This window comes from Mycolicibacterium neoaurum (genome assembly GCF_036946495.1).
Classification (GTDB): domain Bacteria; phylum Actinomycetota; class Actinomycetes; order Mycobacteriales; family Mycobacteriaceae; genus Mycobacterium; species Mycobacterium neoaurum_B.
Window position 1 is genome coordinate 38,080 of the sequence record NZ_JAQIIX010000002.1, and the last position, 14,094, is coordinate 52,173.

Genomic DNA, 14,094 nt, shown 5'->3' on the forward strand with positions numbered 1-14,094 from the left:
TCTTGTCACTCATGGCTTTTCGCTTCCCCACCCCGCAGTCAGGGCGGCAAGCTCATCGGGAGACAGCCCGGAGGCGGCCATCGGTGCGTGGCGGGTGTCGCTGTTGGTTCCGCAAGCGCCTGCCTCCCGTGACTTCTCGTCGACGGCGGCGGACAACTCGGCCAGGACCGGATGCTCGAACACCATCCTGGCCGTCAACGGCACTCCGGCGTCGCGGGCCCGCGCAGCCAGTTGCACCGCCAGGATGCTGTCGCCACCGAGACTGAAGAAGTCGTCGTGTCGGCCGACCTCGGACGCGGAGAGCAGATCGGTCAGCATGCCCGCCAACACACGCTCGGTGTCGGTGCGGGCGGGCTCGCTCGGTGCGATGGTGGTGACCACAGGTCGGGGCAGCGGGTCGGCCAGCGTCGCCAGCACGGTGACCGGCAGCACGGCAAGGCGCTCGGGCAGTGCGCTGCGGTCGAATTCGGCGTTGGGGTCCGATAACACCACGTATCCCGCGAGCACCTGGCCGCTGCGGGTCTGCCAGGTCCTGGTCAGCGCGGCGGCCACCCCGGGTATAGCCTCCAGGACGGCCTGCACCTCGGGATCGCCGCTCTCCAGGTACTGCAGTTCCCCCTCGGCGGTCCAACGTGCCCGATCGCCGGTGCGATAGAGATACCCGTTGCCGAACGGGTTCGCCGGATACCGGGATACCGCGGCAGCAGGCGCCTCCGCGGCTGCGGTGTCGATGGCACCGCCGGCGTAGTAGAGATCACCGGCGACACCGACGGCCGCCGGGCTCAACCATTCGTCGAGTACCAAAACCCGGTTCGCACCTGCGGTCTGCGGCAGCCCGGTCCGTGGCGCGACCTCGCTGCTGAACCGCGTCACGGTCTGGTCGTCTCCGGCGATGGTGATATCGCGCAGGGTGGCATCGGGGTTGTCGGCAAACGCCGCGATGACCCGACGCAGCCAGCTGATCAGGCGCGCCGCGGTATCCGGCCGGTAGAGCTCGGTGCGGTAGATGACGGTGCCCTGGTATCCCGCCGGCGCACCGTCTGCTGTCGTCTCGGCGAAGAAGTTCAGCGACAGGTCCGCGTGTGCGACATCGAACGTCGGTTCCAATGCGGTGAAACGAGTTTCACCGCCACCTTCGGGTCCGGTGGCGATGACCCGATCGGCGGGCAGTTCTTCGCGGACATGCACGACGACACCGAACAGCGGGTTGCGCGACAGCGAGCGCACCGGCGCCACCGCCTCCACCACCCGGTCGAACGGCAGGTCCTGGTGTGCGTAGGCACCGAGGGCCATCTCCCGGGCGCGGCGCAACACCTCGCGCACGGTCGGGTTGCCGTCCAAGTTGTTGCGCAGCACCAGGATGTTGATGAAGAAGCCGATCAGGCCGTCGAGCTCGGGTTCGGTCCGGCCGGCCACCGGGGTGCCCAGCGGGATGTCGATGCCCTCGCCGGCCTTGTGCAGCGCGACCGCGACGGCGGCCTGCAGCAGCATGAACTCCGTGATGCCCAGTTCCCTGGTGAGCTCCGTGAGCTTGGCGCGAGTGTCGGTGTCGATGGTGAACGGCAGTGCGCCGCCCTCGCCATCGGGTACCGGTGGCCGCGGGAAGTCGGGGCGCAACCCGTTCTCCTCGGGCAGCCCGGCCAGTTGTTCGACCCAGTAGTCGCGCTGGGCCTCGATGCTGGGGGTCTGGCCACCGAGCAGCTGGGCCTGCCAGGCCGCGTAGTCGGCGTACTGAACCGGCAGCGGCGCGAAATCCGGTGTCTGCCCGGCGGTGCGGGCCCGGTAAGCGGTCAACACGTCGGTGAACAACACGCCTGCCGACCAGTGATCGGCGGCGATGTGATGCACCACCAGCGACAGCACGTGAGCGTCACCGGTGCTGAGCACGGCTGCACGCAGCGGCGGGTCGTTCTCCAGGTCGAAGCAGTATCGGCGCTCGGCGGTCAGCTCGGACTGCAGCCACTCCTCCCCGTCACCGCGCGCCCGGCGCACCGGGACGTCAGCCACCGGGTTCACGATCTGGTAAGGCGCACCGTCGATCTCGCGATAGGTGGTGCGCAGGATCTCGTGCCTGGCGACCACGTCGTTGATGGCGGCGACGAAGGCTGCCGGGTCGGTGGGGCCGGTGAGCCTGGCGGCGAAGGGGATGTTGTTGACCGGGTTGGGACCGTCGATACGGAACTGGAACCATTGGCGCAGCTGAGCGGCCGACATCTGCAGCGGCCCCCCGCGTGGCACCGCCACCATAGGCGGGCGATCCGAACCGCCGCCGGCGGCGATGACGGTGTCGATACGGGCGGCAATGGCGCCGACGGTGGCCAGCTCGAAGATCTCTTGGACACCGATGTCGACCCGGCAACGTGACCGCACGGCGGCGACCAGCTTGGTGGCCAGCAGCGAGTGTCCGCCCAATTCGAAGAACGAGTCGTCGGCACCGACCTGATCGCGGCCGAGCAGCTCACCGAACAGGCCGGCGACCTGCCGTTCGGTGTCGGTCTCGGGCTCGCGGAAGGCGGTGGCCGCCGAGATCTCGGGCTCGGGAAGGGCTCTGCGGTCGATCTTGCCGTGCGCGGTGATCGGAATTTCGCCGACCTCCACATAGGCGGCGGGGATCATGTACTCCGGCAGGGCCGCCGCGACGCGGCTGCGAATACGGTCGATCTCCACGGTGGCGCCGTCGGCGGCCGGGGTCACGTAGGCGAGCAGACTCTTGCCCAACCCGGGAACGTCGGCGGCGATGACAACGGCCTGCCCGACCGACGGGTCGACCGAGATCGCAGCCGCGACCTCACCGAGCTCGATGCGGAATCCGCGGATCTTGACCTGCTCGTCGGCGCGACCGACGAATTCGATATCCCCGTCGGCATTGCGGCGGGCCAGATCACCAGATCGGTACATCCGTCGGCCGGGGTTGAACGGGTCGGCCACGAAACGTTCGGCCGTCAGTCCCCAGCGGTGGTGGTAGCCGTGCGCGACATGCGTTCCACCGATGTAGATCTCACCGATCACCCCGACGGGAACCGGTTGCAGGTGATCATCGAGCAGGTGGATGGTGGTGTTGATCTTCGGGGTGCCGATGGGCACGATCCGCGATCCCTGTTTACCTTCGACCTTGTACCGGGAGCAGTTGATCACGGTCTCGGTGGGACCGTAGAAGTTGTGCAGCAGCGCGTCGAACATGGCGTGGAACTTGTCGGCGACCTCGCCGGGTAACGCCTCGCCGCCGATCGGGACCCGTTGCAGGGTGCGCCATTCGTTCACGCCGGGCAGGGAGAGGAACAGCCCCAGCAGCGAGGGCACGAAGTGCATCGAGGTGACGCCCTCGTCGCGCAGGAGATCGGTCAGGTAGCCGATATCGGTGAGTCCGTCCGGTTTGGGAATGACCAGCCGGGCACCGGCGGCGAGCATGCCGAAGATCTCTCCGATCGACACGTCGAACCCCTGGGATGCCACTTGCAGCAACCGGTCGGCCTCGGTCACCTGATACTCGTCGCCGAACCAGGCGAAGTACTCGGCGACGGGGCGGTGTGGGACCGGTACGCCCTTGGGCAGGCCGGTCGACCCCGAGGTGTAGATCAGGTAGGCGGTGTTCTCCGGGCGCAGCGGACGCACCCGATCGGTGTCGGTGGGATTGTCATCGCGGCAATCGGTCAGCTCCGCGGGGAGTTCGCGCAGGACGACCTTGGGATCGGAGTCGGCCAGGATGTAGGTCAGCCGATCCTCGGGATAGCCGGGGTCGATCGGCAGGTAGACGGCCCCCGATTTGATGATGCCGAGCGCGCTGATGACCAGTTCCGGGGACTTGTCCATGAGGACCGCCACCCGATCCTCGGCGCCGATACCCCGGTCGATGAGCCAGTGCGCCAGTCGGTTCGAGGTCTCGTTGATCTCCCGGTAGGTGTAGTGCCGACCCTCGTAGACGACGGCGATGTTGTCCGGGGTGGCGGCCGCCTGGTTCTCGACCGCCTGGGTCAGGGTCATCGCCGGCGTCTCGAAGTGCTCACCGGTCGACACGGCGCGCAACCATTCGGCGTCGGCGTGTGAGAGCACATCCAGTCGGGCAAGCGGACGGTCAGGATCGGTCAGCGCGTCGTCGAGCAGTACGGAAAAGGAATCGAGCATCCTGGTCGCGAGGTCGGCGCTGATGATCTCGGTGAGGTGCTCGGCTTCGACGGTGACGGTGCCGTTTTCGCGACCGTCCCATTCGACCATGAAGCCCAACGGCAGCTGGGTCACGTGGCCGCGCAGTTCACCGCGCACGCAATGCACACCGTCGGGCCGGAACCCGCCACCGTCCGGTTCTCGGAACCCGAAGCTGATGCGGGTCATCCGTTCGGCGCCGTGGCGTCGGTCGGGATTGATCTCGGCGACCACGCGGTCGAGGTTGATGCGTTGGTGGGCGAAGGCACCGAGCGCGGTGTCCCGCGTTGCCGCCAGCAGATCGCGGAATCCGTTGCGAGCCTGCGGACGCAGACGCATGACGACGGTATTGCCGTAGTAGCCCAGCGCGTCCTCGGAGCCGCGGTTCAGCACTGGCGTTGCGACCAGGAAGTCATCGGTGTGGGTGTAGCGATGGATCAGGGCGCCGAATGCGGCCAGCAGCACCATGTACGGGGTCGAGCCCGAATCGCGAGCCAACTCGGTGACCTTCGCCACGGTCGCCGGCGCGAGGGTGATGGTGCTGCGCTGGGAGCGGAACACCGTCGGCACCGCCGAACCGGTCGGCCCCGGAAGCTCCAGTGGCTCGGGGGGTTGCGCCATCACCTGACGCCAGTAGTCCAGGTCCTCGGCATCGTCGCCAGTGGCGGCGGCCGCCACCGACGGTGCGGGGTCGAGCGCGGCGCCTTCGTAGGCGCGGGTGAGGTCGGCGAAGAAGATGCGCCAGCAACCGTCGTCCCAGGCGATGTGGTGGGCGACCAGCAGCATCACGTGCTCGTCGGCGCGCAGGCGCACCAGCGTGATGCGTAGCGGTGAGTCCGTGGTCAGGTCGAAGGCGGTGCCGAACTCGCGTTGGGCCAACACCTCCAGCCGCAACCCGCGGGCACGCTCGGACATCTCCGACAGGTCGTGGAACGCCCAGCCCGGCCGCAGATCCTCGTGCAGGGTCTCCTGTGGTTCACCGTCGGCATCGGCGTTGTAGGTGGTGCGCAACAACGGATGCCGCCGCGCGACGGACTGCAGGGCGGTATGCAGCCGGTCGGCGTCCAGTGCACCGGTCAGCCGGTAGGACAGGCTGATGTTGAGCAGCACTCCGGTCGGGTCGACGGCCTGGACGAACCACATCCGGCGCTGCCCGTCGGACAGTCCGCTCTGCACCGGTTGCGTCGGCGCGCTGGCCAGTCCGCGTTCGGCGAGCTTGCGACGCATGAGTTCCAGGCGCGGATCGGTGACCTCCCCGGGCGAGCGAAGCGACGGGGTTGGCGCCCCGGGTGAGCGAAGCGACGGGGTTGGTGGAGTCGTGGTATCAGTCACTGCGGCGTGCCTTCTGTCGATCGTTGCATGTGCTCGATGACCTCGGCGACGGTCGCGCCGCCGAGTATCGCGGCCAGCGGCACATTCGCGCCGGCGGCGTTCTTTAGCTTCTTCCGTAGGTCGAGCGCCAAGAGGGAGTCGACGCCCAGGTCGAGTAGGGAGGCCGAAGGGTCGGGGGTGATCTCATCGGGCAACTTGAGCACCGCGGTGAGCGCCACCCGAAGCACACCTGCCGCGTCCAGGCCCGCCACCGATGGGTCGGCAATGCCGTCGTCCACGTGGCCTGTCGCCTCCGGACCCTGGTCGGAGACGCCGAGGAACCGATGCAAGCGTTCGGTGTCCGCGGTGAACACCAGCGGGTCGTCGGCGATATCGCGCAACACCGTTTCGATGGCCCGGTCGGCGTCCATCGGAAGCAAGCCGGATCGTTGCACCCGCGCGATATCCGCTGCGTCGATGATCCCGCGGCCCGGCCACAGGCCCCACCGCACCGCGGTGGCATGCCTACCCTCGGCCCGCAATTGCACGGTCAGCACATCGGCGAGCCGGTTGGCAGCCGCGTAGGCAGCGTGGCCGGCGCCGCCCCACAGTCCCGACACCGATGAGCAGACGATGATACGGGCGTCGGCGCGCATCGGCCAGATCCTGGCGATATTGGCCAGCCCGGTCACCTTCGCCGCCAGCGTCGCCTCGATATCGGCGCCGGTGAGGTCGCGGTGGTCGGCGATGCGTGCAGCCCCGGCGGCATGGATCAGCAATGTGGCTCCGCCGCCGCCGAACTCGGCCGCGACCGCGGTGAGCGCCCCGGCATCGGTGATATCGCAGCGCGGGGCCAGAACCTCGACCCCGTCGATGCGTGGCGCCTCGACCGGGGTGCGACCGAGCAGCACGATGCGCCGCGCCCCGCGGGCGGCCAGGTGGTGCAGGAACTGCATGCCGACTGAGCCCGAGCCCCCGGTGATGACGACCTCGTCGAACGTCGGGGGCCTATCTCGTGTCGGACCGGCATCGCGAGGAGACGTCCGCGGTGCGGCTCCGATCATGCTGCGCCGCAGCAGTATCGGTCCGTTCTCCGTGTCGCGTACCGCGAATTCGGCCGGGGCGCCCAGCAGGACGTCGACAGCGAGTGCGGCGGTTGCGGCATCGGGTTGCCAGGACGGCAGGTCCAGGTGCCCGAACCCGAGGTCGGGATTCTCCCATCCGATGCTGCGGTGCATGGCCGCCAGCGCGGCCTGGGCGGGCAACGGGCCCGGTTCGCCCGCGCGGGTTTGCTCGCCGCCGACGGTGACAAGCCAGATATCGCGTATCCGCGGTCCAGTGTCGTCGGCGTAGCGCAGCAGGCCGCCGTCCACACGGGCGGCCAGTTCGCTTCCCGCCGTGGCGGCATCGAGCTGATCGCAGGCCGGGGCAAGCACGATGAGCAGGTCGACGTCCTCGGTATCGCACTGCGGCAAGCATTTTCGCAGTGCGGCGGCGAGGTCGGGGGCATCCCCGAAATCGACCACCGTCGCGGGCCGGACGCGGCCCGGCCGGGCCGGCTCCCGCTCCCAGGTCTCGGAGAGCACCTTCATGCCGGGTACTGGCGGCAACGGATCCGGAGTGGCCCAGTGATGTCGGGCCTGCATCGGCGCGAACGGGAAATCCGGCAGCAGGTCAGGCTTTCCGGGGAGCAGATCCGGCCAGCCATAGTCGGGGTCGCAGATCGCCACCGCACCGAGGTTGGCGGCCAGCCGGTCGACGAGCGGTTCGTCGCGGCGACCGGTGCCGAGCACCTGTGCATTCCCGGTCCCGATCCCGTCGAGGGTGTCGCCGATCGCGAAGAGCAACGCCGGATGGGCCGACATCTCGATGAAGGTGCCGACGCCGGACTGCGTGGTGGATCGGATCGCATCGGCGAAGCGGACCGTGCTGCGCAGGTTGGTGTACCAGTACTCGGCGAAGTCGGTGCCCGCTTCGACGGTCCGTGCCGTCGCCGATCCGATGAACGGAATCGCTCCTTCCTCGAATTTTCCTGCCGGGAGCAGGTTTTCGAGTTCATCGCGCAGCGGGTCGAGCTTGGTAGTGTGTGCAGGAAACCACATCTCGATCTCGCGGGCGAACACCCCCTCCGCGGTCAGGCGGCCGACGACCGCCGCCACGGCGTCGGTGTCGCCGGAGACCGCCACCGAGGAGTCAGAGTTGACGACCGACAGTTCCAGCCAGCCCGGGGTGGCGTCGATCTCGGCCTGCGCCCGGTCCGGTCCGACGCCGAGCACCGCTACCCGATAGGGGCCGGTCAGTCGGTCCAGCAGGGTCGCCCTGGCGTGCACGATGGCCACCGCGTCGGCGAGCGTGACGGTTCCGGCGATATAGGCGGCGCCGATCTCGCCGAGGCTGTGACCCACGGTGAGATCCGGTGTGACCCCCATCGATTGCCACACCCTGGCCAGCGCGACACCGTGCACGAACTGGGCGCCCTGGATCTGCACCTGGCTGAAATCGTTGGTGCGGGCGCCGGGCTCGGCCATCAGATAGTCGAGCGGCGAGGCGTGGCCGGCTGCGCCGAACGCGGCTGCGCAGCGGTCGACTTCAGCGGCGTAGCCGGGTAGTTCGGCGTATGCCTGCACACCCATCGACGGCCACTGGCTGCCCTGACCGGGGAAGACGAAGGCGATGCGGCCGGTGTCGTTTCGGTCGGCGTGGGTGACCAGCGGGTGCTCGTTGCCGGCCGCCACTGCCCGCAGCGCGTCGGTGAGTTCGCCGATATCGGCGGCGCGGATCAGGGTGCGGTGCCTGCGAACCCGACGGGTGCGCAGCAGCGTCGCAGACACCCGGGCCACATCGGCCATCGCCGGCCTGCGCTGCAGGTAGCCGGCGATGGCGGCGGCATCGGCACCGATCAGGCCCTCGGCATGCGCGCTCAGCAATACCGGGGTCCGGCCATCCGGTAGTGCGGTGCCCGTATGAGAGTTCGACACGGCCATCAGGCGGCCTCGCCGTCATCGGGTACGGCCACGATGGTGTGGGTGTTGGTGCCGCTCATGCCGAATGCCGACACCGCGGCGATCCGCCGACCGTGGCGCGCGGGCCATTCGGTGAGCGCGGTGGCCAGTCGTAGGCCCTGGGCATCCCAGCCGACCTCCCGGCTGGGATGTGCGGTGTGCAGGCTGGCCGGAACAGCACCTCGCTGGGCGGCGAGGATCACCTTGGCCAACCCGAGTGCGCCCGCTGCGGCCTGGGTGTGCCCGATATTCGATTTCACCGAGCCGAGCAACGCTCCGCCACCCGCGCGGGTGGTGTCACCGTAGGTGTCGGCCAGCGCACGCAACTCGGTGCGGTCGCCGAGTCGGGTTGCGGTGCCGTGTCCTTCGACCATGCCGACGTCCTCGGGACGCACATCCGCTCGCCGCAGTGCGCTCGCGAACAACCGCCGCTGCGCGTCACCGCTCGGAGCAGTCAAGCCCACCGTGCGCCCGTCGGAGTTGATGCCGGTCGCCAGCACCTCGGCCAGTACGCGGCGACCGTCGCGCAGCGCCGCGGACCGGCGCGCCAACAGGAAGATTCCCGCCCCCTCGGCCCACACCGTCCCACTGGCCGCGCTGCTGTAGGGCCGGCAGTGCCCGTCGTCGGACAGTGCGTGTTGTTTGGAGAATTCGACGAAGTATCCCGGGCTTCCCATCACGCAGACCCCACCTGTCAGCGCCATATCGCAGTCGCCGTTGCGGATGGCTGCCGCGGCGGTATGCAGGGCCGCCAGGGCCGAGGAGCACGAGGTGTCCACGGTCAACGCCGGCCCGGCCAGATCCAGGGTGTAGGCGATCCGGCCGGAGATGACGCCGAGGGAGGTTCCGGTGATCAGATGCCCACTGTGCTGGGAGTATTCGCTCAGGTCGGGTCCGTACTCCAGCGCCGAGGCACCGATGTAGCAGCCCACCTCCTGCCCGGCAAGATCGTCGGGGTTGATCCCGCTGTGTTCGACCGCGCGCCAGGCCAGCCGTAGCGCCACCCGCTGCTGGGGATCCATGGCGGTGGCCTCCCGCGGCGAGATGCCGAAGAAGGTGGGATCGAAATCGGCTGCGCTGGTGAGGAAACCACCGAGGTCGTTGATCTTCTTGAAACCGTCGCGGCGCGATCCGTCCAACAGCTCGGCGATTGACCAGCCCCGGTCGTCCGGGAACGGTGTCAGCGCCTCCCGACCCTGGGCCAGCAGATCCCAGTAGCTGTCGCACGAGTCGACCCCACCGGGAGCCTCCACGGCCATCCCGATGATCACCACCGGATCGCTTTTCTCAGCGCTCATCACACGTGCTCATCTCACAGCGCATTCACGAGGTCGGCGACGTCGGCCGCGTGCTCGTGGAGGTAGAAGTGGCCACCGTCGAACATCGAGACCGTGAAGGCCCCACTGCTGTGGGCTTGCCAGCGCCGAAGCATGTCCTCGTCGATGCGGTGGTCGTGCTCGCCGCCGAGGGTGTGGATATCGGCGGCGATGCGGATATCGTCTGCGCAGTCGTACCGGTTGAAGGCGGCGTAGTCGGCGCGCACCGCCATCAGCAACAGTTCCACGAAATCGTCGTCGGCGAGCAGTTGCGGGTCGGTGCCGCCCAGATCGACCATCTCGGCCAGGATCTCGTTCTCCGCCATCGGCAGGTCCGGGGCGTCGGCCACCGCCGACGGTGCCTCACTGGCCGACACCCACAGTGCGTCGACCGTGACGCCGCGCTGTTCGGCCACCCTGGCGAACTCGAAGGCCACCACCGCACCCATGCAGTGCCCGAACAACCGCAGCGGTCCGAGGCCCGCCCAATCACCCGCTGTGAAGAGGTCTGTGGCCAACTCCCCCACCGTGGCGTGCGCCGGATGGGTCAGACGCTCCCCACGTCGGGGGTACTGCAGCACATAGGCATCCGATCCGGCGGCGGCCAGTGCGGTACCGAAGGATCGGTAGGCCAGCGCAGCCCCGCCGGCATGCGGGAAGACCAGCGTGGCAGCCGCCCCGGCCGTGGCCGCCGGATACCGTTTGATCCACGGCGCGAACGTCAGACCGGGGGTCCTCACGCCAGTCCCGCGGTGTGCAACTCGGACTGGACGGCGGCGTCGTCCATGTCGGCGACCTCAAGGTACAGCTGGGCCACCAGCTCCAGGCGGTCGGCGTTCGGCTCGCGTTCGGTCAGTCTCCGCGCCAGCGCGGCAACGGTCCGGGTGGCGAAGATGTCCGGCACCATGATGGTGGGCGTATCCAGCCAGTCGCGCACATGCGCCACCACCTGCGTCGCCATCACCGAATCTCCACCGAGACCGAAGAAGTCGTCATCGACTCCGATGGTGTCGCGGCCGAGTAGCTCGCCCATGATGCGGGCCACCGCGGTCTCCAGCGCGCCGGTCGGTGCGCGGTAGCCACGTTCTGCGGGCAGTTCGGCCTCGGCCAGCCGCAGCACGACGGCCTTGCGATCGATCTTGCCCCCGATCGTGTAGGGGATCCGGTCGCAGGTCACGATCAACTGCGGAATCATGTGCGCGGGAACCAGATCGGCCAGCGCCGAGGCGATGGCATCGGCCCCCAGGGTCGGATCCTCCAGGCGCACCAGCGCGCCGAGCACATCGCCTGCGCGTCGGTCAGCCCCACCCGATGGTGCGACCACCGCGGCGACCGCCGCGGCCACACCGGGAACACGGGTCAGAGCGGCCTCGACCTCACCGAGTTCGATGCGGTAGCCGCTGAGCTTGACCCGGTGATCGGTGCGGCCGATGAACTCCAGCGTGCCGTCGGGCAAGTATCGGGCCAGATCGCCTGTGCGGTACCAGGTCCGGCCGTCGTATTCGACGAACTTCTCGGCGGTCAGGTCGGGGCGGCCGCGGTAGCCGCGGGCGATGCCGCGTCCGGCGAACCACAGTTCGCCCGGCACCCAGTCGGGGCAGTCGGCGCCGGACGGGCTCACCACCCGGCATGCGTTGTTGTCGAACGGCACACCGTAGGGCACCGCGGCGGCTTTGGCGGGCAGGCCCAGATCGTCTGCCGCATCCGGCCCGATCTCGAAGATGGTGCCGTGCACGGCGGTCTCGGTGGCGCCACCCAGACCGGCGAAGCGCATCCGCGGTGCCCGCGCGCGCAGGGCGCGCACCATGTCCGGGCGCACCCAGTCACCGCCGGCGAGTACCACCCGCAGGGAGGACAGGTCACCGGGAACCTCGGTGAGCATCTGCAGCCACCCCGGTAGGAAGTTCACCACCGACACCTTGTGTTCGGCGATCAACCGCGCCCAGGTGTCCGGATCGCGGCGGTACTCCTCATCGACCATCACGATGGCGCCGCCGACACGCAAGGTGCCGAACACATCGGGAACCGACATATCCGATTCCAGGTGCGAGAGCGCCAGTGCGCGGGCGTCGGCACCGATGTCGAAGTGACGGTAGAGAAATTCCAGCGTGTTCATCACGGCGTCGTGGGTCAGTTCGACGCCCTTGGGTTCCCCGGTCGAACCGGACGTGAACAGCACATAGGCCAGATCGTCGAGCGAGCCGTCGACGGCCTCGAATGCGGCTGCGGCGGTGCAGGCTTGGGCGACCGTCAGGTACGGCAGGTCGGTCTCGGCGAGGATTGCGGGCACCTCGTTCCCGCAGACCAGCGCAAAGGCGACTCCCGCGGTATCCAGGATGCGGATGGCGCGGTCGGCGGGTTGGTCGATGCCGATCGGCAGGTAGGCCGCCCCGGCGGTCAGGATGCCGAGCAGGGCGGGGATCTGTTCGGCACCCTTGGGTCCCAGCACCGCGACGATATCGCCACGACCCACACCGCGAGCCTGCAGCGACCCGGCCACCGCGACGACCCGGTCGCGGAGTTGACCGTAGGTCAGGCTTCCGCCGGAGGCGATCAGCGCCGTGGCCTCCGGTGTCGCTTCGGCATTGCGGAAGAAGCCGTCGACCAGGTTGTCGCCGCTGGGTGGCGCGGTGCGGGAGTTGACGGCGGCACGCACGGTGCGCGACTGTTCGCTCAGCGCGGGTGGATCGGGTTCGTCCCAGGCCGCGTCGTCGGCGGCCAGTCGCGCCAGCTCGGCCACCTCGTAGGCGAACATCGCCTCCGGCACTCCCGGCGGGAAGGCCTCGACGCGGACGTCCCAGTTGATCATCAGTCCATCGGCCAGCGGGGTGGCCTGCGCATCGATGAGGACCTGCGGACCCTGGGAGATGGTCCAGACGGGCTCGCCGAATTGGTCGGTGACATCGCCGGCGAACAGGTCGCCGAGTCCGAGCGCGCTGGTGTAGACGATGGTCGCCAGCGTCTGGGTGCCGCGGTGGCGGCTCATATCGCGCAGCACGTCGAGTCCCGATACCGACGAGTGCGCGGCGGTGGTGTGCAGGACCTCCTGCACGGCGCGCGCGCGGGCCGCCGGAGTCGACGCCGACCCCAGGTCGATATCGAGCATCAGCGACGAGGTGAAGCAGCCGACCAGCTTGTCGACATCCGGGTGGTAGGGCTCACGGCCGAACATCGGCAGGTTCAGCAGGAAGCGCGAGTCGGTGGACCAGCGGGCCAGGGCATTCGAATAGGCCGCGGCCACGGCCATCGCCGGGGTGATGCCGCGTTTGTGTGCGTTGGCGTACAGCGCGTCCCGGGTCGGCACGTCGAATATGTGCCACAACCTGATGCTGCGCAACGGGTTGTCCTGCTGATCGCGCGGTACCAACGGTAGGGCTGGTGGTTCGGGAAGATCCGGGATGCGTTCCGCCCACCACTGCCGGTCGGCTTCCGAGGGCGGCGGGGTGGACGCGACCAACCGGTTGCGGTACTCGCGGTAGGTGTAGCCGAGCTCGGGCAGGTCGGCACCGCGGTAGAACGCGGCCAGGTCGGCCATGAAGTTGCGGTAGCTCACCGCATCGGCGGCCTGCATGTCCATGTCCACGTGCAGCCGGGCCTTTCCGCCGGGCAGCAGGGACAGCGCGATCTGCAGCACCTCGTCGTCGAGCAGCTGATGGGACTTGTCGTCGCGGATACGCTCCAGGCGTTCGTCCGCATCGGCCGCGTCGCGCAGGTCGTACACGGTGACCGGGAGACCACGATCACCGATCCGCTGGGTGCCGTCGGGCAGGATCTCTTGGCGCAGCATGGGATGGCGGGCAACAAGTTTCGTCGCCGCGCGCTGCAGCCGCTCGGGATCGACTCCCATGCCGTCGAATTCGACGTACAGGTGCGCGGCCACCCCGCCCAGTTCCTGTTCGCCGTGGCGGCCGACCCACATCGCGTGGGCGATCGGCGCAAGCGAAAACGGTGCGTCGGGGTCGTCAGCGGCAGCCGGACCGGCTGCGGTACCGGGATCGGCGGCGGGTGCCGCGGGCGCGTGCTGGGCGACGAGGTCCTGCCACGCGGCCACCGTGGGATTGGCGGCCAGCGCGGCGAACCCCACCTCGATACCCTGCTTACGCCAACGCCCCGACAGCGACATCATCCGAATGGAGTCGAGCCCGGAGGCGATGAGATCGGCATTCGGATCCAGCGATTCGGCTGCGATTCCGAGAAGTTCGGCCACCTCGACCCGAACCGTTTCTGCTGTGGTCCCAGCGACCGCCACGCCGTGCCTCCGAAAATTTAGTACAGGCTTCCCTAACTGCAGTGAGGCTACCCTATATTCGTATCGGCATCGCACC

5 protein-coding genes are annotated in these 14,094 nt (G+C 68.8%); all 5 read right to left on the reverse strand.

From position 1 onward, the window contains the following. Positions 1-9 precede the first annotated feature (9 nt). Positions 10-5,367 (reverse strand): non-ribosomal peptide synthetase, encoded by a 5,358-nt coding sequence (locus PGN27_RS05715; protein ID WP_335325288.1) that lies wholly within the window; start codon positions 5,365-5,367, stop codon positions 10-12. A 101-nt stretch (positions 5,368-5,468) separates the two neighbouring features. Next, positions 5,469-8,435 carry a mycobactin polyketide synthase MbtD gene (gene mbtD / locus PGN27_RS05720; RefSeq protein ID WP_335325289.1) on the reverse strand — a complete coding sequence of 989 codons (2,967 nt, stop codon included), beginning with the start codon at positions 8,433-8,435 and terminating at the stop codon, positions 5,469-5,471. Next, positions 8,435-9,751: a beta-ketoacyl [acyl carrier protein] synthase domain-containing protein gene (locus PGN27_RS05725; RefSeq protein ID WP_335325290.1), complete on the reverse strand. Its 1,317-nt coding sequence runs from the start codon at positions 9,749-9,751 to the stop codon at positions 8,435-8,437. The genes mbtD and PGN27_RS05725 overlap by 1 nt, the downstream gene beginning before the upstream one ends. 14 nt (positions 9,752-9,765) lie before the next feature. Next, positions 9,766-10,509 carry a thioesterase II family protein gene (locus PGN27_RS05730; protein WP_335325291.1) on the reverse strand — a complete coding sequence of 248 codons (744 nt, stop codon included), beginning with the start codon at positions 10,507-10,509 and terminating at the stop codon, positions 9,766-9,768. Next, positions 10,506-14,018 (reverse strand): non-ribosomal peptide synthetase, encoded by a 3,513-nt coding sequence (locus tag PGN27_RS05735; protein WP_335325292.1) that lies wholly within the window; start codon positions 14,016-14,018, stop codon positions 10,506-10,508. The genes PGN27_RS05730 and PGN27_RS05735 overlap by 4 nt, the downstream gene beginning before the upstream one ends. Positions 14,019-14,094: the final 76 nt, after the last annotated feature.